We start from the raw sequence: 21,073 nt of genomic DNA, 5'->3' as shown, positions 1-21,073 counted from the left end.
TAAAAAATGGGTCATGCCGGCATTGCCTGAGTGACACCTGCACGAGGAACCACTGATGAAATCGAACACGCTCAAGCACGGTTTTTATCCCTTGTTGTTGACCCTGGCCATTGGCCTTGGCAACGCTCAGGCAGCACCGGAGATGGTGGTGGTAGGTTACGGCGGAGCCGGACAAAAAGCCCAGGATGTGGCGTTCTTCCAACCCTTCAGCACGGCGGATCGGAGCACGCTGATCCAGAGCGAATACAACGGCGAAATGGCCCGGATCAAAGTGATGGTCGACACCGGTAACGTCGATTGGGACGTGGTGCAGATCGAAGGCCCGGACCTGATGCGCGGCTGCGACGAAGGCATGTACGAACGCCTGGACTGGAAGACGCTGGGACACGCCGAGCAGTTGATCCCCGAGGCTGCGCAGGAATGCGGTTCCGCGGCGCTGGTGTGGAGCGTGGCGATTGCCTACGACACCCAGAAGCTGGCGCAGGCCCCGACCTCATGGGCCGACTTCTGGGATGTGCAGAAATTTCCCGGCAAACGCGGGCTGCGCAAACGTGCGGTGTACAACCTGGAGTTCGCCTTGCTGGCGGACGGGGTGAAAGTCGAGGACGTGTACAAGGTGCTGAGCACCCCGCAAGGCGTCGACCGGGCGTTCGCCAAGCTCACTGAACTCAAGCCGCATATCCAGTGGTGGGAAGCCGGCGCGCAACCGGCGCAATGGTTGACCGCCGGCGATGTGGTGATGACCTCGACCTACAGCGGGCGCGTGGCTGCTGCCGCACAAAACGGTAGTCACCTCGGGCTGGTCTGGCCGGGGAGCCTGTACGGCATGGACTACTGGGCGATCATAAAGGGCTCCAGACACGTCGATCAGGCCAAGCGTTTTATCGCCTTCGCCAATCAGCCGGATGCCCAGGTCAAGTACGTCGAGCAGATTCCCTACGGTCCGACCAATACCCAGGCCGCAGCGCGACTGGACAGCAAACTCGCGCAATGGGTGCCCACCGCACCGCAGAATCTTGCGGGCGCGCTGTCGATGAACGTGGCGTTCTGGGTCGATCACGGCGAGGAACTTGAAGAGCGCTTCAACGCCTGGGCCAGCAAGTAATTGCAACGGGGTGACTAACCGAGCCGTGCGGGAAAACCCGGGATCTGACGCTGGAGACTTTTGTCGCTCTTGCTGTACAGTCGTTTAGCTCGCGGTCTTCCCGACCGTGGCCCCAACGATTGATCCAGGAGAATGTCGCGCATGAGTCAGGAAGCCCGTTTTTCCCGCATGGAGCCGGAGTTGCGCAAGGCCAATCTGATCGAGGCGACGCTGGTGTGCCTCAAGCGGCATGGCTTCCAGGGCGCATCAATCCGCAAGATTTCCGCCGAGGCCGGGGTTTCGGTCGGGCTGATCAGCCATCACTATTCGGGCAAGGACGAACTGGTGGCCGAAGCCTACATGTCGATCACCGGACGAGTCATGAGCCTGCTGCGCGAGGCCATGGAACAGGCTGCACCGAATGCCCGCGAGCGTTTGTCGGCGTTCTTCCGCGGCTCGTTTTCCGCCGAGATATTGGACCCGCAACTGCTGGACGCCTGGCTGGCGTTCTGGGGCGCGGTCAAGACCGCAGAGGCAATCAACCAGGCGCACGATCAATCCTATGGCGAGTACCGCGGCGTACTGCGCAAGGTGCTGATGGAGTTGGCGCAGGAGGAGGGCTGGGAACACTTCGACGCCGATCTTGCGGCCATCAGCCTCAGTGCCTTGCTCGACGGCTTGTGGCTGGAGTCGGGACTCAACCCGGGGACCTTTACCCCGGAGCAGGGCATGCAGATTTGCGAAGCCTGGGTCGACGGTTTACAGGCCGGTGGGCGCCAGCGTTTTTGCTTGCAGACGACTGACTGTTGATCGCCTGTTCAGCAATGGATACTCTCTGGCGCCGGTGCAGGAAAAAAACTCTAATAAGAAACACGCCTTCGGGCATACGCAGGACTCCAAGCGATGGCTCCTCGGGTACTGATCGTCGATGACGATCCGCTGATTCGCGAACTGCTGCACGCCTACCTGTCCCAGGAAGGTTATGAGGTGCATTGCGCCGCCACGGCGGAACTCGCCGAAACCTTTCTGGCGAGCCAGACGGTCGATCTGGTGATGCTCGATATTCGCTTGCCGGGCAAGGACGGCCTGACCCTGACCCGGGAGCTGCGGGTCCGTTCGGAAGTCGGGATCATTCTGATCACCGGGCGCAACGATGAAATCGACCGTATCGTCGGCCTTGAATGCGGCGCCGATGACTATGTGATCAAACCCCTTAATCCACGTGAACTGGTGTCCCGGGCAAAAAACCTGGTGCGCCGGGTTCGTCATGCCCAGACGCCGCAACCGATTGCAGCGATCCCTCGGCCGGTAAAGCAGTTCGCCGCCTGGGCGCTGGACACCGACCGCCGACGACTGATCGACCACGCCGGCAGCGAAACTATGCTGACCCATGGCGAGTACCAGTTGCTCAGCGTGTTCCTGCGCAACAGCGGCCACACCTTGAGCCGTGACCAATTGATGGACCAGATCCGCAACCGCGAGTGGGTGCCTAACGATCGTTCCATCGATGTGCTGGTCGGGCGCTTGCGGCGCAAGTTGAACGACGATCCGGCCGAGCCGCAATTGATCATCACCATCCACGGCGCCGGTTACCTGTTCACCGCCAGCGTCGCGGCCTGAGCCATATGTTGCGGCTGTTTTGGCTGATGTTGGCAATGGTGGCCAACAGCGCGATAGCGGCGGAAAAGGTTCGCTACTGCGATTATCCGGTGTACCCGCCAATCTCCTGGAGCGACGGCAAACAGGTCCGCGGCCTGGCCCCCAGCGTGGTGAAAAACCTTTTCGGGCAACTGGGCTACGAGGTCGAGATCGTCGTGCTGGGCAACTGGAAACGCTGCCTGCTGGACGCTGCCGAGGGCCGGGTCGACGTGGTGCTGGCCTACAGCACTGTGCAACGCGAGCAGAGCATGGTTTTTTCGACGGTGCCGGTGTTGCGCGAAGAGGTCGCGCTGTTCACCAATCGTCAGCATCCGGTGAAGTTCGAACGCCTGGAGGACTTGGCCAATTACCGTGGAGGGCTGTTGTTCGGTGAAAGCTACGGCGTGGATTTCGATCGCTTGGTCGGCCAACACCAGAACATCGAATGGGTGTCCGACAGTAGCCAGAACTTCGGCAAACTGATTCGCGGGCGCATCGACTTCATCACATCGGAACGGCGCACCGGGCAGTTGTACGTCGAAAACCTGCCAGGGGCGCAAGACATCGTGGCCTTGCCTAACGCCTTGAGCGTGGATTATCTGCGGGTTGCGGTGTCACGCCGTTCTCCGCTGGCCAGCCGCATGCCGGACATCGATGCGCAGTTGAAGCGCATGGTCGATGCCGGGGAAATCGACCGTTGGCTGAACGAAAGTGAAGTCACCTATCGCGACATGATCAACCTGCCGGCAGATGCGCAATGATCCGCGCACGGCCCGGCGGATTGTTGCGGCGCCTGCTGCTGTTCATTCTGTTGTTCAGCCTGTGCTTCACCGTACTGGCAAGCACCGTGCAACTGTATTTCGAGTACCGCCGCGAGATGCGTGACATCGACTCGCGCATGGAACTGATTCGCGCCGGTTACCTGGCCAGCCTGGAGCGCAGCCTCTGGGACCTGAACCAGGAACAGTTGAATGTGCAACTGCGCGGCCTGGTGGACTTTTCCGACGTGGCTCGGGTTCGTCTGACCAGCCCGGACTTCGATCTGCTGCAAGGCAACCAGGCCCCGATCGGACCGTTGCGCGTCGAGCGCTTTGAACTGGACTATCAACCGCCGGCAGGTCCCGTGCGGCATCTGGGGCAATTGGAAGTCAGCACTGATTTGGGCGCGGTGCATCAGCGGCTGTTCGCCACCGGTTTGACCAGTCTGTTGTGGATGAGCGTGTTTCTCTGCGGGCTGGCGGTGGCCCTGTCGGGACTGTTTTACCGTCTGGTCACGCGGCACCTGCAAGTCATGGCCGGGTTTGCCCGACGTATTGCCGCCGGTGACTGGCATGAGCCTTTGCACCTGGACAAGAGCCGTGGCGTCAACGAAGACGAAATCGACACGGTGGCCCATGCGCTGGACGATATGCGCCGGGCGATCCTCAGTGACATTGAGCGGCGCGAAACCGATCGCCTGGCGTTGCAGGATAACCGCGATGAACTGCTGAGAATGGTCGAGCGCCGTACCGCCAGCCTGATGCGTGCCAAGGACGAAGCCGAGGCGGCCAACCTCGCCAAGTCGCGGTTTCTGGCAACCATGAGCCACGAACTGCGTACACCGCTCAATGGCATCCTCGGCATGGCCGAGTTGCTGCGCGGTGCAAGTCTTGGCGAGCGCGACGGCAAACGTCTGGATGCGCTGTACAAGGCCGGCGAAGGGTTGCTGACGATTCTCAACGAAGTGCTGTATTTCGCCCGGTTGGAAGAGGGCGAAACCCACCCGGAACCGGTCGACTTCTCGATCCGGCACTTGCTCGATGAGGTGCTGACGCTGTTGGAACCGCGCGCGCTGAGCAACGACACGACACTGCACTGCCGGATCGATCCGCAGGTCGCCGACCGGCAGCACGGCGCCGAGCAGTTCTTGCGTCAGGTGTTGAGCAACCTGCTGGCCAACGCGATCAAGTTCACCGAAGGCGGGCGGGTCAGCGTCGAGGTGACGTTGCTGGCGCAAGATTCGGGGCAAACCGGCCAACGGCTGCGGCTGAGCGTGACCGACAACGGCATCGGCATTGCCCCGGCGATGCAGGCAAAGATTTTCGAACGCTTCACTCAGGCCAGCGAAGAAGTGGCGCAACGGTTTGGCGGTACCGGACTCGGCCTGGCCATCAGCAAACATTTGGTGGAGCAACTCGGCGGACGGATCGGTGTTCAGAGCGAGATAGGGCAGGGTAGCTGTTTCTGGTTCGAGCTGACGTTGCAACCGGCCACTGGCATGAGCAATGTGGTGTCGAGCAGCGCAGCGGGTCACGTGCTGAACGTTCTGGTGGTCGAGGACGTGGCGCTGAACCGCGAAGTGGTCAGCGGTTTGCTGCAACGCGACGGGCACCAGGTCTGGCTCGCCGAAGAGGCCGAGCAAGCACTGACGCAATGCGCGAGCCAGACCTTCGATTTGATCCTGCTCGACGTACACCTTCCGGGTATCAGCGGCGTCGAGTTGTGCAAACTGATCCGCAGCAGCGCCGGTCCGAACCGCCACAGCCGGATTTTCGCCCTGACTGCCAGTGTGCAACCAGCCCTGGTGCGCGGCTATCTGGATGCCGGCATGGACGGCATTCTCGCCAAACCCTTGAAGCTCGAAAACCTGCGGCAGGCGCTGGCCGGGCAGTCGCCAACTCCCGAGCCGCAACCCAATGACGAGGCAATGGATTGGCCACTGTTACAGACTCACCGGACCTTGCTCGGTGAGCAGAAGGTTCAGGGCTTGCTCGCGGTGTTACGCCATTCGATCACTCAGCATCAAGAGGCGTTAACGGAGGCCATCGAGGCCGACGATTGCACCGAAGTCGCCCACCTGGCGCATCGCTTGGCTGGCAGTAGCGACTCATTGGGCTTTCGCGCACTGGCCAATGTGCTGCGCTTGTTGGAAGGGGCGGCGCTGGTCAACGATGAGTCAGCGTTGCGGGCGTTGGCGCCGCAGGTGCATGAGCAATTGCAGCATTCGCAACAGACGCTGGCCGAGCTGTTGAACGCCTGACATACAAGATCGTTACGACTTTTTACATCTTTGATCTTTACGTTCAACGCAAACTTACACGGGTTTCCAATAATCGACACAACCGCCGTCAGCGCGGTCTTCGAAGCTTATTGGAGATAATAATAATGAACTGCCGTAAAGCTGATCCTTCCCAGCGCCATGACGTCCTGTCATCCGCCGCGCACCTCGCCGACTACTGAGGTGCCGACATGAGCGAAACTATCGAACGTAAAGGCATACACCTGACCCGCGCCCTGAAAAGCCGGCACATATTCATGCTCTCGCTGGGCGGCGTGATCGGCACCGGGCTGTTCATGGGCTCTGGCGTGACCATTAATCAGGGCGGTCCGGTGGGAGCTATTCTGGCCTACCTGATCGCCGGCTTCCTGATGTACCTGGTGATGGTCTGCCTCGGTGAATTGTCGGTACAGATGCCGGTGTCCGGTTCGTTCCAGACCCATGCCACCAAGTTCATCGGCCCGGCCACCGGGTTCATGATCGGCTGGGTGTACTGGATGAGCTGGGCGTCCACTGTCGGCCTGGAGTTCACCGCAGCCGGGATGTTGATGGTGCGCTGGTTCCCGACAGTGCCGATCTGGTACTGGTCGGCACTGTTCGTGGTCGTGCTGTTCGGCCTGAACGCTTTGGCGACCCGTGCTTTCGGTGAAGCGGAATACTGGTTCTCCGGGATCAAGGTTGCGGCGATTCTCGGTTTCATCGTAGTCGGCGTCCTGGTGATCTTCGGCGCGATCCCGCTGACCAGCGGCGCGCCGGCACCGATGATGAGCAACCTGATCGGCGACTCGTTGTTCCCCAACGGCTTGCCCGCAGTGTTCGCGGTGATGATGACTGTGGTCTACGCGTTCCAGGGTTGCGAAATCATGGGCGTGGCTGCCGGCGAAACCGATCAGCCGGAAAAAAGCATCCCGCGCGCCGTGCGCAACGTGGTGTTCCGCGTGCTGATTTTCTACGTGCTGGCGATCGTAGTGCTGTCAGCCATCGTGCCATGGCAGCAGGCTGGGTTGATGGAGAGCCCGTTCGTGCAGGTGTTCGACATGGTTGGTATTCCTTACGCTGCCGACTTGATGAACTTCGTGATCCTCACGGCAATTCTGTCGGTTGGTAACTCCGGCCTGTACGCTTCGACGCGGATTCTATGGGCCATGTCGAAGACCGGCATGGCGCCGAAGAGCCTGTCGCCGTTGAGCAAACGCGGCGTGCCATTGCGGGCGCTGAGTATCACCTTGTGCTTCGCGCTGGTGTCGCTGATGACCAGCTTCATCGCTGCCGACACACTGTTCATGGTGCTGATGGCGGTGAGTGGGATGTCCGGCACCGTGACCTGGATCGTTATCGCACTGGCGCAGTACAAGTTCCGCCGCGCTTATATCCGCGATGGCGGCAAGCTCAGCGACCTGAAATACCGTGCGCCGTGGTTCCCGCTGCTGCCAATCCTGTGCATCGCCTTGTGCTGCTCGCTGTTTGTGTTCCTGGCCATGGATGAGACCCAGCGTCCTTCGCTGTATTGGGGCTTTGGGTTCATGGCGCTGTGCTACGGCGCGTATTTCCTGATTCAGCGCAAACGCCAGGCGGTGTTGGCACCGAGCCTGCCGACCGTTTGATTCCTTTAATTAAGCACATTCCCTGTGGGAGCGGGCTTGCTCGCGAAGAGGTCCTGTCAGTCAACATTAATGGTGACTGACACTCCGCTTTCGCGAGCAAGCCCGCTCCCACAATGGTTTTTCGGCGGGTAGTCGATGCACGCTTATACCCTGTATCCAGTTGTTCAAAGTTGTAACAGCGCAATCTCCTCCAGATCCCCCCGCATAAAGAAACCCTTTAAATACAAAGTGATGAAGACGATTTTAGGCTGTTACAGCCAATCCCATCGCAGATTGCCGTCTTGCTGAACAGTCGTTTAGTATGGCCTCAAGTCGCATCACCTCATGCCAAACACAATAATTCGAGGACTCGCATGACTATTCAATCTTCTCTGCTCAGTCAGGTCGAAGCGGGCGTTGCCTGGATCACCCTCAATCGCACCGCTCAGCGCAATGCGCTGGACATTCCAACCCTGAAAAATCTTCACACCTTGCTCGATGGCTTCAATGCCGATCCGGCCGTTCGGGTCGTTGTATTGACCGGCAGCGGCCGCAGTTTCTGCGCCGGCGCCGACCTCGCCGAATGGGCTGAAGCCGAAGCCCGTGGCGCGCTGGAAAGTTACGGCTGGACCGAAACCGCCCACGCGCTGATGAGCCGGCTGTACAGCCTGGACAAGCCGACCATCGCAGCGATCAACGGCACCGCCGTCGGCGCCGGGATGGACCTGACGCTGTGCTGCGACCTGCGCATCGCCGGGCAATCGGCGCGGTTCAAGGCCGGCTACACCAGCATGGCGTATTCGCCGGACGCCGGTGCCAGCTGGCATCTGCCACGACTGATCGGCACCGAACAAGCCAAACGCCTGCTGTTTCTCGACGAATTGTGGGGCGCCGATCGCGCCTTGGCAGCGGGGCTGGTCAGCGAAGTCTGCGCTGACGAACAACTGCTCGGCGCTGCCAGTGAATTGGCCACGCGCCTGGCCAACGGCCCGACCTTCGCGTTCGCCCAGACCAAGAAACTCATGCGCGAAGGCGCCCAGCGCAGCCTGCCGGAGCAACTGCAAGCCGAACTGGCGGCGGGTTTGCTCTGCGGTCGTAGCGAAGACGGCGCCGAAGCGTTGCGCGCGGCGATGGAAAAGCGTCCGCCACAGTTTGTCGGCAAGTAGGCCCGCGCAGCTCATCTATTCAGTGAACGAACAACAGGTAACACCATGAATTTCCAACTGACCCAAGAACAAGAAATGTTGGTGGATGCGGTCCGCAGCTTTGTCGCCAAGGAATTGCTGCCCCACGAGGAAGCGGTCGATCGCGCCGACGAAGTCTCTCCGGAGCTGGCGGCACAGATTCGCGGCAAGGCCATCGCGGCGGGCTTCTATGCCTTCAACATGCCTGAAGAAGTCGGCGGTGGCGGCCTTGATTACCTGTCACAGGCGCTGATCGAACGGGAGCTGTCCAAGGTTTCCTGGGCGCTGCATGTGTTTGTCGCACGGCCGTCGAAAATCCTCATGGCCTGCACCGGCCAGCAGGTCGACGATTACCTGTTGCCGTGCATCCAGGGCGAGAAGATCGACTGCTTCGCGCTGACCGAACCGGGTGCCGGTTCCGATGCCAACGCGATCAAGACCCGCGCGGTGCGTGACGGTGATGACTTCGTGCTGAACGGCAGCAAGCACTTCATCAGCCACGCCGGGCACGCCGATTTCGCCATCGTTTTCGCGGTCACCGACACCTACGAACACAATGGCCGCAAGCGCAACGCCGTGACCTCGTTCCTGGTGGATCGCAATACCCCGGGCATGACCATTCGCCGTGGACCGAAGTGCGTGAGCAACCGCGGTTATCACACCTTTGAAATGTTCTTCGACGATTGCCGCGTACCGGCCTCCAAAGTACTCGGCGAAGTCGGCAAGGGTTGGGAAGTCGCCAACGCCTGGCTGACGGCCGGGCGGGTGATGGTCGCCGCCAACTGCGTGGGCCAGGCTCAGCGCGCACTAGACGTGTCATTGCAATGGGCGGCGGATCGCAAGCAATTTGGCCAGCCGATCGGCACCTATCAGGGTGTGTCGTTCAAGTTGGCCGACATGGCCACGCAGATCCGCGCGGCTGAACTGCTGACCTTGCACACGGCGTGGAAGATGGATCAAGGCACGATGACCGATGGCGAGGCCGGAATGGCCAAGCTGTTCGCCAGTGAAGTGCTCGGTCGGGCGGCCGATGAGGCGGTGCAGATTTTTGGTGGCATGGGCCTGATGGATGAAGGACCGGTGGAGCGGATCTGGCGTAACGCGCGGATCGAGCGGATCTGGGAGGGCACTTCGGAAATCCAGCGCCACATCATTTCCCGCGAACTGCTGCGGCCGCTGTTGCGCTGATCGCCCCGGAGAATACCCATGTCCCAGACGATTCGTGACAACCTCAAACGCCTGCTCGCGCCGCGCCATCTGGCGTTTGTCGGTGGCCGCAGCATGGCTCGGGCCCTTAAGCGTTGCGCTGAAGGTGGCTACCTTGGGCAACTGTGGCTGGTTAACCCGCAACATGAAAGCCTTGAAGGCGTGCCGTGTGTGCGCAGCATCGCCGAACTGCCGTGCGGCCCGGACGCGGTGTTCGTCGCGACCAACCGTGAATTGACCCTGACCTGCGTCGCCGAACTAGCTGCCAAAGGTGCGGGCGGGGTGATTTGCTATGCCTCGGGTTTTGCCGAGACCGGCGCCGAAGGTCAGGCATTGCAACAACAGTTGCTCAAGGTTGCTGGCAACATGGCTTTGCTCGGGCCGAACTGCTACGGCTTGCTCGATTATCTGCACAGTTCGGCGTTGTGGCCGGTGGCCCACGGCGGTAAACCGGTGGAGCAGGGCGTTGCGGTGCTGACCCAGAGCGGCAACTTCGCTTACAACCTGTCGATGAGCGACCGTTCGTTGCCGGTGGCCTACATGGCCTCGGTCGGCAATCAGGCGCAACTGGGTATTGCCGAGTTGATGGACGTGCTGCTCGACGAACCTCGGGTCACCGCCATTGGCTTGCACCTGGAAGGGTTGAAAAACGTTCCGGGTTTCGCCCGCGCGGCGCACAAGGCGCTGGAGAAGGGCATTCCGATCATCGCCTTGAAAACCGGCGTGTCGCAGATCGGCGCCGAACTGGCCCTCAGTCACACCAGCTCGCTGTCGGGCTCCGATGCGCTGTACGACAGCCTGTTTGCACGGCTTGGGGTGATTCGCGTCAGCGGTCCGGTGAGTTTCGTCGAAACCCTCAAGGCTGCGGCGTGCGGCAAGCTGCCGGCGGGCAACAGCCTGATTGCGCTGGCCTGTTCGGGCGGCGATGCCGGGCTGATTGCCGACTACGCCGAACGCAATGAGCTGAGCCTGCCTAAGCTTGATGAGCGTCAAACCGATGAGCTGGCGCAGGTGTTGCCGAGCTACGCCAACCTGGTCAATCCGCTGGATTTCACCACCGCAATCTGGGGTGACGGCGATGCCTTGAACCACATGCTCGACAGTGCCCTGCGCACTGAAGCCGATGCGGCGATGCTGGTGCTGGACTATCCGGCGGAGTTCACCGGCGAGCGCAAAGAGTGCGACTTGCTGCTTGAGCTGTACTGCCAGGCGTTGGTCCGTCACGGCAAGACCGGTTTCGTCACCTCGGCCTTTCCCGAACTGCTACCGACCAGTGCCCGCGAGCGGTTGCACGCTCAAGGCGTGGCGGCGTTGCAAGGTGTGGAAGATGGGCTGGAGGCGTGGGGCCGAATCGCCGGTTATCAGCGCAATCGCCAGGCGTTGCTGGCCCTTGGTGAATCGGCGCTGGTGCCGCTGTGTCCGCAGGCGCTGGACGGTGAAGGCCAGTTGCTCAATGAGTGGGACTCCAAACAGGCCCTACGTGCATTTGGTCTGCCGACTCCAAACGGCGTGTTAAGCATCCCGGACCAGGCGCTGAATGACGCCAATGCGCTGGGTTACCCGTTGGTGCTGAAGGCGCTCAGCGCGCAATTGCCGCACAAAACCGAAGCCGGTGCCGTGGCGCTCAACCTCAAGGATGGCGCGGCCCTGAGTGCCGCGCTGGAAAAGATGCGCGCGAGCATTGCCGATTACGCACCGAATGTGCCGTTCGATCGGGTGCTGCTGGAGCCCATGGCCACACCGCCATTGGCCGAACTGATTGTCGGCATCAAACGTGAAAACGACTTTGGCCTGGCCTTGGTGATCGGTGCTGGCGGAATTTTGGTGGAGTTGCTCAAGGACAGCCGCAGCCTGCTGCTGCCGACCACCGATGGTGCGATTCGCAGAGCGTTGTTGAGCCTGCGCAGTGCCGCGTTGCTGCAAGGCTTTCGCGGTCGTGAAGCGGCAGATCTGGACGCATTGGTGGCGGCGATTCGTGCCGTGGCCGATTACGCCTGCGAAAACGCCGGACAGTTGCTGGAACTCGATGTGAACCCATTGCTGGTCGGTGCCCACGGCACGACAGCGGTCGATGCGTTGATTCGCCTCGGCCACAAGTGAGGATATGAACATGCAAACCACAACTTTGACCGGCGGCCAGGCCCTGGTACGCCTGCTGGCCAACTACGGTGTCGACACCGTATTCGGGATTCCCGGGGTACACACCCTGGAGCTGTATCGCGGCCTGCCCGGCAGCGGCATTCGCCACGTGTTGACCCGCCACGAGCAAGGCGCCAGTTTCATGGCCGATGGTTATGCGCGGGTCAGCGGCAAACCCGGCGTGTGCTTCATCATCACCGGCCCCGGCGTGACCAACGCCGCGACCGGCATCGGCCAGGCTTATGCCGACTCGATTCCGATGCTGGTGATTTCCAGCGTCAACCACACTGCCAGCCTCGGCAAGGGTTGGGGTTGCCTGCACGAAACCCAGGACCAGCGCGCCATGACAGCGCCGATCACCGCATTCTCGGCGGTGGCGCTGAGCACCGAGGACCTGCCCGAGCTGATCGCCCGTGCCTACGCGGTATTCGACAGCGAACGGCCACGCCCGGTACATATTTCGGTGCCGTTGGACGTGTTGTCGGCGCAAGTGACCCGAGACTGGAGCCATGAAGTGGTGCGTCGCCCCGGACGCGGCGTGCCCGCAGCCACTGCGCTGGAGCAAGCCGTGGCCAAGCTGCAGACGGCCAAGCGACCGATGATCATTGCCGGTGGTGGCGCACTGAACGCTGCGCAGGAACTTCAGAGCCTCAGCACCCGGCTGGCGGCGCCGTTTTTCACCAGTGTCGCTGGCAAAGGCTTGTTGCCGCCGGATGCACCGCTCAATGCCGGCTCGACCTTGTGCGTAGAGCCGGGTTGGCAACTGATCGCCGAAGCCGACGTGGTGCTGGCAGTCGGCACCGAAATGGCCGACACCGATTTCTGGCGCGAGCGTCTGCCACTGAAGGCCGAACTGCTGCGCGTAGACATCGACCCGCGCAAGTTCAACGACTTTTATCCATGCGCGGTGGCGTTGCACGGCGATGCGCAACAAACCCTCGCAGCGTTGCTGGAACGTCTGTCGCCCGCCACGCGCGATGCCAGCGCGCCGATAGCGGCAGTCGCTGCTTTGCGAGAAGCGGTGCAGGCCGGCCACGGTCCGTTGCAGTCGATTCATCAGGCAATTCTAGAGCGTATCGCCGCCGAGCTGCCGGACAACGCGTTCATCAGCACCGACATGACCCAACTGGCTTACACCGGCAACTACGCCTTCAACAGCCTGGCGCCGCGCAGTTGGCTGCATCCGACCGGCTACGGCACCTTGGGCTATGGCTTGCCGGCGGGCATCGGTGCCAAGTTCGGTGCGCCGCAACGGCCGGGGCTGGTGCTGGTTGGCGACGGCGGTTTTCTCTACACCGCGCAGGAACTGGCGACTGCCGTCGAGGAGCTGGACAGCCCGCTGGTGGTGCTGCTGTGGAACAACGACGCGCTGGGGCAGATTCGCGACGACATGCTCGGGCTGGATATCGAGCCGATTGGCGTGCTGCCGCGCAACCCGGACTTCGCCGCCCTTGGCCGGGCCTTTGGTTGCAGCGTGAGCCAGCCGCAGAGTCTGGCTGAGCTGCAAACCGATTTGCGCCACGGCTTCAAACGCAACGGCGTGACCCTGATTGAACTCGAGCATGCGTGCGCGCGCTGACTTTCAAACACTGTTGCTTTCAAACACTGTTTCGGGGCTTTTTTAAAAGGGGATGGGGCCATGCGCTTTTCCGATCTGACTCAACGTATTGCCGGTGACGGCGCCGCCGCCTGGGACATTCATTACCGCGCACTGGCGCTGCAAGAACAGGGCGAAGACATTCTGCTGCTGTCAGTGGGCGACCCGGATTTCGATACGCCGGTGCCGATCGTGCAGGCGGCTATCGACAGCCTGTTGTCCGGTAACACTCACTACGCCGAAGTGCGTGGCAAACGCGCACTGCGTGAAAGCATCGCCAAGCGCCACCAGCAACGCAGCGGCCAACCGGTTTCGGCCGATCAGGTCACGGTGCTGGCCGGGGCGCAATGTGCGCTGTTCAGCGTCGCCCAGTGCGTGCTCAACCCAGGCGATGAAGTGATTGTCGCCGAACCGATGTACGTCACTTATGAAGCGGTGTTCGGTGCTTGCGGCGCTGTGGTAGTCCCGGTGCCAGTGCGTTCCGAGAACGGTTTTCGGGTACTACCTGAAGACGTTGCCGCCCGCATCACCCCGCGCACTCGGGCGCTGGCGCTGAACAGCCCGCACAACCCTTCGGGCGCGAGTTTGCCGCGCACCACCTGGCAGGCGCTGGCTGAACTGTGCATCGCCCATGATCTGTGGCTGATTTCCGATGAGGTCTACAGCGAGTTACTGTTCGAGGGCGAACACATCAGCCCGGCCAGTTTGCCGGGCATGGCCGAGCGCACCGCGACGCTCAACAGCCTGTCGAAATCCCACGCCATGACCGGCTGGCGCGTCGGCTGGGTGGTGGCGCCGCCATCCCTCGCGGCGCATCTGGAAAACCTTGCGCTGTGCATGCTTTACGGCTCGCCGGACTTCGTTCAGGACGCCGCCGTCGTGGCGCTGGAAAGCAACTTGCCGGAGCTGGCCGCCATGCGCGACGCCTATCGCCAGCGCCGTGATCTGGTCTGTGAATCCTTGGCTGGCTGCTCAGGTGTGCGCCCGTTGAAGCCGGATGGCGGGATGTTCGTGATGGTCGACATTCGCGAAACCGGGCTCAGCGCCCAGGCGTTCGCCGATCGTTTGCTCGACCGACATGGCGTGTCGGTGCTGGCCGGTGAAGCGTTCGGCCCGAGTGCCGCCGGGCATATTCGTTTGGGGTTGGTGGTGGGGGCGGAACCGTTGCGCGACGCCTGCCAGCGGATCGCCCGGTGTGCCAGTGAACTGATGGAGGCCCAAGTCCATGCATAACCACACCGCGCTGTTTATTGATGGCCGCTGGCAAACGCCGTCGGGGCAGGGCATCGCCGAGGTGATCAACCCGGCCACTGAGGAAGTGGCAGGTTCGGTGCCGTTGGGTGATGAGCGCGATGTCGAGAACGCCGTGGCCGCAGCACGTCGGGCTTTCAGTACTTGGTCGCGGACACCATCCAGCGTACGCGCCCACTACATCCGCGCCCTCGCCGAGCAGTTGCGCGCACGGGCCGACGAAATGGCGGCGGTCATTACCGCCGAGCTGGGGATGCCGGTGCAATGGTGCCGTTCGGTTCAGGTGGACGGGCCAATCATCGGGTTGGAGCAATACGTCGAACTCGCCGGCTTGATGGATGAAGTGCGCGAGGTCGGCAATTCGCTGGTCATTCGCGAACCGGTGGGCGTCTGCGCCTTCATCAATCCATGGAACTACCCGCTGCATCAACTGATCGGCAAGCTCGCACCAGCCCTGGCCGCCGGTTGCACTGTGGTGGTCAAGCCGAGTCAGGAAACCCCGCTGCACGCGTTTTTACTGGCGCAGATGATCGAGGCCATCGGCTTGCCGCCCGGGGTGTTCAACCTGGTCAGCGGGCCGGGTTCGAAGGTTGGTGAAGCACTGGCCAAACACCCGGACGTCGACATGGTGTCGTTCACCGGTTCCACCGGCGCCGGTGTGCGGGTGGCGCAAGCGGCGGCACCGTCGGTGAAACGCGTTTGCCTGGAGCTGGGCGGCAAGTCGCCGCTGCTGATTGCCGAGGACGCGGATCTGGCCGCCGCCGTGCGCTACGGCGTGCAGGACGTGATGATCAACTCCGGGCAGACCTGCACCGCGTTGACCCGCATGTTGCTGCCGGCCAGTCGTTACGCCGAGGCGGTGGAGCTGGCGCTGGCAGAAACCTTGAGTTTGCGCATGGGCGATCCGCTCGACCCGCACAGTTTTCTCGGCCCGATGTGTTCGGCGGCCCAACGGCGTACTGTGCGTGATTACATTCAGGTCGGTCAGCAGGAAGGCGCTCGGCTGGTGTGTGGCGGCGACACGACGCAAGCGTTCGAGCGTGGTTACTACGTCAGCCCGACGCTGTTCGCCGATGTCGACAACCGGATGCGCATCGCTCAGGAAGAAATCTTCGGCCCGGTGCTGTGCCTGATTCCTTACACCGATGACGCACAGGCGATTCAAATCGCCAACGACTCGCCGTTCGGTCTGTCTAGCGGTGTTTGGGCCGGCAGTCCTGACCGCGCCTTGCAACTCGCCCGGCAATTGCGTGCGGGCCAGTGTTTCTTGAATGGCGCAGCGTTCAACTATCAGGCACCGTTCGGTGGCTACAAACAGTCCGGTAACGGTCGCGAATGGGGGGAAGAAGGGCTCAACGAGTTCGTCGAAGTGAAGGCGATCCAGGTGTGATCTCGCGATGAGTCCACGTACCCTTTACTGCCTTCAAACACACAGCGTGCAAACGTCCAAGGAATTGCCATGAAAGTACTGATCGTCCACGCCCATCCAGAGCCGAAATCCTTTACCGCTGCGCTGCGTGACCAGGCTGTCGCGACCCTTGAAGCCCAAGGGCATGAGGTTCAGGTCAGTGACCTGTACGCGATGAACTGGAACCCGGTGGCAAGCAGCAATGACTTTTCCTCACGGGAGAACCCGGAGTATCTGGTCTATGCGCTGGAGCAACGTCTGGGCGTGAAGAGCCAGTCGCTGGCGGCGGATATCCAGTCGGAACTCGACAAACTGCTGTGGGCGGACTTGCTGATCCTCAACTTCCCGATTTTCTGGTTCTCTGCCCCGGCCATGCTCAAGGGCTGGATCGACCGGGTGCTGGTGTCCGGTGTCTGCTACGGCGGCAAGCGTTTTTACGATCAGGGCGGGTTGAGCGGCAAGAAGGCTCTGGTGAGCGTAACGTTGGGTGGTCGTGAGCATATGTTTGGTGACGACGCGATTCACGGCCCGCTGCAGGACATGCTGCGGCCGATCCTGCGCGGCACGCTGGCCTACGTCGGGTTTGAGGTGCTGGAACCGTTCGTGGCCTGGCATGTGCCATACATCAGCGATGAAGCGCGCCAGGCATTCCTGGAAGATTATCGCCTGCGCCTGGAGCACCTTGGCGATGAACAATCGCTGGAATTTCCGCGGCTGTCGCAGTTCGATGAACAGCTGTATCCACTGTATAAGCCGGCCGCTACCGAGGCTTAACCTGATCGTTCCCATGCTCTGCGTGGGAACGATCAATTTGTGTCAGTCCATTATCGCAAGGCCGCGTAGCCCTCGACTGACACAGATGAAGGCTGGCGTAACCGTCGTAGCAGCTGCCGAGCCTGCGAGGCTGCGTTCGAGGACTTAGTCCTCGCAAAGCCAACCGACGCGGTATGCGTGGAAGACCGAGATACCTGGATTTACGACTGCTTCGCCCGAGCGCGGACCGAGCCGAACGCAGCCTCGCAGGCTCGACAGCTGCTACGGGCTGCGTTGACCCTCCCACAGTTGTGGGGTGATGTTCGCCTCATCAACTCGCTACGCCACGATTGAACCGTTTCAGCAGCAGGCAGTGTGCGCCACCGAACAGACATTGCCCGGTCGCTACTTCAATCTGACGGAAAGCCGGGTGCGGCGAATCCTGATGATTATTGACTCGCCGCGTCGTGTATATCGCTGATATCGGAGTACGGCCATGACAAGCTCATTACGCTCACTTCTGTTTATCGCTCTCACCACCCTGTCGCTGGCTTCAACAGGTTTGCTCAATATGGCAAGCGCCGCAACGGCCCAGGATTTGGACCAGGATTCCCGGCATGCCTTGCAAATCCTCTACAAAACCAATCCGGTGGCCGAGACCATGTCGCGCACTGCCAAGGCGGTGCTGGTGTTCCCTAAAGTTATCAAGGCAGGCCTGGTATTTGGTGGCAGTTATGGTGAAGGGGTCATGTTCAAAGGCTCAAAAGTAGAAAATTACTACAACACCGTGACCGGCTCATGGGGCTTGCAGGCCGGTGCCCAAGCCTATGCTTATGCCGTGTTCCTGATGACTGACAAGGCCATCGACTATGTGCACAAAACCAAGGGTTGGGAAATTGGCGTAGGTCCGACCGTCGTTCTGGTTGACCAAGGGCTGGCGAAAAATCTGTCGAGCTCGACGTTGAAGGACGATGCCTATGCGTTTGTCTTTGACCAGGAAGGCCTGATGGCGGGCGTCAGCATTGAAGGCACCAAGATTTCGCTGATCAAGCGATAAGCCCTTGGTGATCGATCAACCGGGTTAGAGAGACTGCCCAGGCAGTCTCTCCCGGACTTCCATATTGGCAATTCGCCGTCGATTGCGTGGCTGCATCTGCATCCCCGTTCGTTAATGAGCATTTTTTTGCCATTAGCCTGTTCATCAAACAAACGGGTATCGGTGCTCTAGCGCACAGACCCCGTCCGGTCACAGCGCGCAATCTGGGTGTCAGGCAGAGGATTGCTGGCCTTTTACCGGAGAAAATATGAAAACCATCATGATGTTCAGTCATTCACTGGCGCTTTCTAGAATCGCATTAGCCCTGTTTCTGGGTTTGTCGCCCGTGGTGCCGTATGCCGCCACCGAAGAATCGGCCGACCTGTCGGTCGTACGGCTGAATCCGCAGGAACAGAACGGCATCCACTATGTATCAGGCGGTATCGGCCTGGATGAGTCAGAGGCCTTGCTCAAGACTCAGGGCTACAACCTTCACATAACCTTTTCAACAGGTAAGGAAAATCAGTACCAAAGCAATGTCGACGTGGTGATCCAAAGCGAAAAAGGTAACCCCCTGTTGTCGTTGAGTCAGGTCGGCCCGATCGTTTACGTCCAGTTACCGGCAAACAAATACCTGGTCATTGCCAGTTTCAATGGCCATGAAGAGCGCCACACCATTGCACTTGATGGTAAGTCCATCGGAACGCTGAACTTGCATTGGAATGAATAATCAGCGAGTCGGCTGAAATGGAACGTAAGGCAGCAGGCGCTCGGTTTCCTTTCTGACCACGGCATAGCACTCGCAGCTCAACTGCTCGAGTGCGGCCCTGTCCAGCACCGTGATGTGGCCACGGCTGTATTCGATGACCCCCATCCGTTGCAGCTTGCCGGCGGCATCGGTCACGCCTTCGCGGCGTACGCCGAGCATATTGGCGATCAATTCCTGGGTCATGGTCAGTTGATTGTCTTGCAGTCGATCGAGGGACACCAGCAGCCAGCGGCACAACTGTTGGTCAATGGAATGGTGCCGGTTGCACACCGCCGTCTGGGCGATCTGCGTGATCAATGCCTGGGTGTAGCGCAACATCAACTCGAGCATTTCCCCGTGGCGATCGAACTCGTCCTTGAGTCGCTGGCCAGGCAACCGGAAAGCATTTCCTGCACTCTGCACAATCGCCCGGCTTGGCGTGCTTTCGCCGCCCATGAAGACGGCGATGCCGATCAGGCCTTCATTGCCGACCACTGAAATTTCCGCCGATGCGCCGTTTTCCATCACGTACAGCAGGGACACGATGGAGTCAGTAGGGAAGTAGACGTGTCGCAGGGCTTCTCCTGATTCGAAGAGCACCTTGCCGAGTGGCAGGTCGATTAGTTCGAGGCTGGGCAACAAGCGTTCCAGCGCTTGCGGGGGAAGGGCCGCCAGAAGATGGTTGTGTTGTGGCTTGGGAGCATCAAGCATGTCAGCCATCGTCCGAAGTTGAGATTCCCGATATCTACAGATTAATCCATGGCGTGCTGTGTACATGACCGCGCTTAACCGTCTGTCGGTATTACTGCTCGCATTCGAACCCGCTGTCAGCGATAAAAAAGCCGCAGGGCTGCGGTGCAGAGTCTAGATTTAAGAGCGTTATCGCACCGAAACTGTGCACATTTACTGCGCATCCCTTCAGTTTCGGGCGGAGGCTGCATGAACCTGTTTTCAATGCGGATTTTGCTGCGAACTCTGACAGTGCTGAGCCTGGCACTGCTGGTGGCGTGTGGTTCGTTGCCCACCATCGTTCCCGATATGGCCTACACCAATCCGGCCTCTGTGAAGATCGACAGTACGCATGGACCGCTGTCAGCCGAACGCAGCAAGGCCGTTATTGACCGTTTGAAGGCCAATGGCGTCCAGACGAACATCTTCGACCTGCATATGGCGATCGAGGAGGCCATCGTCGGCAGCCCGCTGACGGACGGCAACACGGTCGAACTGTTACAGAACGGTCCGACTACCTACCAATCAATGATCTCTGCGATTGGCAGCGCGCGTGATCACATCAATATCGAGAGTTACATTTTTGACGACGATGAAGTCGGCGAGCGCTTTGCTGCAGCGCTGATTGCCAAACAGGCGGCTGGGGTGCAGGTCAATCTGATCCGGGACAGCGTTGGTACCCTCAGCACACCTTCGGCTTTTTTTACCCGCCTGACCGCCGCAGGCCTCAATGTGCTGGAATTCAATCCGGTCAATCCCGCGACCGCCAAGGCTGGGTGGCAAGTGAACCAGCGGGATCATCGTAAGCTACTGATCGTTGATGGCCGCGTTGCCTTCCTCGGCGGTATCAACGTGAGCAGTGTCCATTCAGGCAACTCGTTCAGCCTGAACTCCAAAGTCAGGCCCGGCGGCAAGTTGCCTTGGCGCGACACTGACCTGCGGGTTGAAGGGCCGGCCGTGGCCGAACTGCAAAAGCTGTTTATCGAGACGTGGCAAAAGCAGAAAGGCAAGCCGCTTGCGGCACGTCATTACTTCCCGCAAACCGAACGCAAAGGCCACGAGGTCGTACGTGCCATCGGCAGCTCGCCAGACGAACCCTACAGCCTGATCTACGCCACGCTGATTTCGGCGCTGCGCAGTGCGCAAACCGAAATCTGGCTGACTAACGCCTACTTCGTGCCCGATCCGCAGTTGCTGACGGAGCTCAAGAACGCAGTGGCACGCGGCGTCGATGTGAAGCTGCTGCTGCCCAGCAGCACTGATTCCTGGCTGGTATTCAACGCTGGCCGCAGGCACTACACCGAGCTGTTGGAGGCCGGCGTCAAGCTCTACGAACGCCGCGATGCCTTGCTGCACGTCAAAACTGCAGTGATCGATGGCGTCTGGTCCACGGTCGGCTCTACCAATCTTGATTGGCGGAGTTTTCTGCACAACCAGGAAGTCAACGTTGTGGTACTGGGCAGCGGATTCGGCGAGAAAATGCGCGCGGCGTTCCTTGCGGACCTGCTGAAGTCGAACGAAATTACGCTTGAGAAGTGGCAGCGTCGTTCCCTTGACGTAAGAGCCAAGGAGCAGTTTGCGCACCTCTGGGAGTACTGGCTGTGAGGCAACCCCTAGGACTTTGAGCCGAGCGAAATTCATGTGGGAGCGGGCTTGGTCCCACAGGTTCTGCACCTTAAC

At 60.6% G+C, this 21,073-nt stretch carries 17 protein-coding genes; 16 read left to right on the top strand and 1 reads right to left on the bottom strand.

Features of this window, described 5'->3' with window-relative positions; translation table 11 throughout:
- Window positions 1–55 precede the first annotated feature (55 nt).
- From AC3WK5_RS02845 to AC3WK5_RS02775, 15 genes are all read left to right on the top strand, one after another.
- Window positions 56–1,105: an ABC transporter substrate-binding protein gene (locus AC3WK5_RS02845; protein ID WP_103314579.1), complete on the top strand. Its 1,050-nt coding sequence runs from the start codon at window positions 56–58 to the stop codon at window positions 1,103–1,105.
- Between the two features lie 141 nt (window positions 1,106–1,246).
- Window positions 1,247–1,894 (top strand): TetR family transcriptional regulator C-terminal domain-containing protein, encoded by a 648-nt coding sequence (locus AC3WK5_RS02840; RefSeq protein WP_103314581.1) that lies wholly within the window; start codon window positions 1,247–1,249, stop codon window positions 1,892–1,894.
- 93 nt (window positions 1,895–1,987) lie between these two features.
- Window positions 1,988–2,704: a response regulator gene (locus tag AC3WK5_RS02835; RefSeq protein WP_103314583.1), complete on the top strand. Its 717-nt coding sequence runs from the start codon at window positions 1,988–1,990 to the stop codon at window positions 2,702–2,704.
- Between the two features lie 5 nt (window positions 2,705–2,709).
- Window positions 2,710–3,483: a substrate-binding periplasmic protein gene (locus AC3WK5_RS02830; protein ID WP_103314585.1), complete on the top strand. Its 774-nt coding sequence runs from the start codon at window positions 2,710–2,712 to the stop codon at window positions 3,481–3,483.
- Entirely contained in the window at window positions 3,480–5,741 is a 2,262-nt protein-coding gene (locus tag AC3WK5_RS02825; protein ID WP_103314586.1) for an ATP-binding protein, read from the top strand. The genes AC3WK5_RS02830 and AC3WK5_RS02825 overlap by 4 nt, the downstream gene beginning before the upstream one ends.
- Before the next feature lie 209 nt (window positions 5,742–5,950).
- Window positions 5,951–7,363, top strand: a complete 1,413-nt coding sequence (locus tag AC3WK5_RS02820; RefSeq protein WP_103314588.1) for an amino acid permease — start codon at window positions 5,951–5,953, stop codon at window positions 7,361–7,363.
- 353 nt (window positions 7,364–7,716) lie between these two features.
- Entirely contained in the window at window positions 7,717–8,508 is a 792-nt protein-coding gene (locus AC3WK5_RS02815; protein WP_103314590.1) for an enoyl-CoA hydratase/isomerase family protein, read from the top strand.
- A 45-nt stretch (window positions 8,509–8,553) separates the two neighbouring features.
- Window positions 8,554–9,714, top strand: a complete 1,161-nt coding sequence (locus tag AC3WK5_RS02810; RefSeq protein WP_103314592.1) for an acyl-CoA dehydrogenase family protein — start codon at window positions 8,554–8,556, stop codon at window positions 9,712–9,714.
- Window positions 9,715–9,732: 18 nt separating this feature from the next.
- The gene (locus tag AC3WK5_RS02805) at window positions 9,733–11,832 is read left to right on the top strand and encodes an acetate--CoA ligase family protein (RefSeq protein ID WP_103314593.1); all 2,100 of its coding nucleotides are present in this window, start codon (window positions 9,733–9,735) and stop codon (window positions 11,830–11,832) included.
- A gap of 10 nt (window positions 11,833–11,842) precedes the next feature.
- Window positions 11,843–13,450 (top strand): 5-guanidino-2-oxopentanoate decarboxylase, encoded by a 1,608-nt coding sequence (locus tag AC3WK5_RS02800; RefSeq protein WP_103314595.1) that lies wholly within the window; start codon window positions 11,843–11,845, stop codon window positions 13,448–13,450.
- Between the two features lie 60 nt (window positions 13,451–13,510).
- Window positions 13,511–14,701, top strand: coding sequence for a pyridoxal phosphate-dependent aminotransferase (locus tag AC3WK5_RS02795; protein WP_103314597.1), 1,191 nt, complete (start codon window positions 13,511–13,513; stop codon window positions 14,699–14,701).
- Window positions 14,694–16,109: an aldehyde dehydrogenase family protein gene (locus AC3WK5_RS02790; protein ID WP_103314599.1), complete on the top strand. Its 1,416-nt coding sequence runs from the start codon at window positions 14,694–14,696 to the stop codon at window positions 16,107–16,109. The genes AC3WK5_RS02795 and AC3WK5_RS02790 overlap by 8 nt, the downstream gene beginning before the upstream one ends.
- Window positions 16,110–16,178: 69 nt before the next feature.
- On the top strand, window positions 16,179–16,901 hold the full coding sequence (locus AC3WK5_RS02785) for an NAD(P)H-dependent oxidoreductase (RefSeq protein ID WP_103314601.1): 723 nt from the start codon (window positions 16,179–16,181) through the stop codon (window positions 16,899–16,901).
- A gap of 475 nt (window positions 16,902–17,376) precedes the next feature.
- Complete coding sequence (locus AC3WK5_RS02780; RefSeq protein ID WP_103314603.1) at window positions 17,377–17,937, top strand: lipid-binding SYLF domain-containing protein; 561 nt, start codon at window positions 17,377–17,379, stop codon at window positions 17,935–17,937.
- A gap of 247 nt (window positions 17,938–18,184) precedes the next feature.
- Window positions 18,185–18,646 (top strand): carboxypeptidase regulatory-like domain-containing protein, encoded by a 462-nt coding sequence (locus AC3WK5_RS02775; RefSeq protein WP_256585098.1) that lies wholly within the window; start codon window positions 18,185–18,187, stop codon window positions 18,644–18,646.
- Here the strand turns inward: AC3WK5_RS02775 and AC3WK5_RS02770 are convergent, their stop codons facing one another.
- Window positions 18,647–19,384 (bottom strand): Crp/Fnr family transcriptional regulator, encoded by a 738-nt coding sequence (locus tag AC3WK5_RS02770; RefSeq protein WP_103314605.1) that lies wholly within the window; start codon window positions 19,382–19,384, stop codon window positions 18,647–18,649. It lies immediately after the preceding gene.
- 219 nt (window positions 19,385–19,603) lie between these two features.
- On the opposite strand from AC3WK5_RS02770, the gene cls reads away from it, so the two are divergent.
- A complete protein-coding gene (gene cls / locus AC3WK5_RS02765) occupies window positions 19,604–20,998 on the top strand; it encodes a cardiolipin synthase (protein ID WP_103314607.1) in 1,395 nt (464 codons plus the stop codon).
- Window positions 20,999–21,073 lie beyond the last annotated feature (75 nt).

This window comes from Pseudomonas sp. FW306-02-D09B (genome assembly GCF_058782685.1).
Note: the sequence above shows the minus strand (reverse complement) of the source record. Positions and strands in the feature narration are given on the sequence as shown.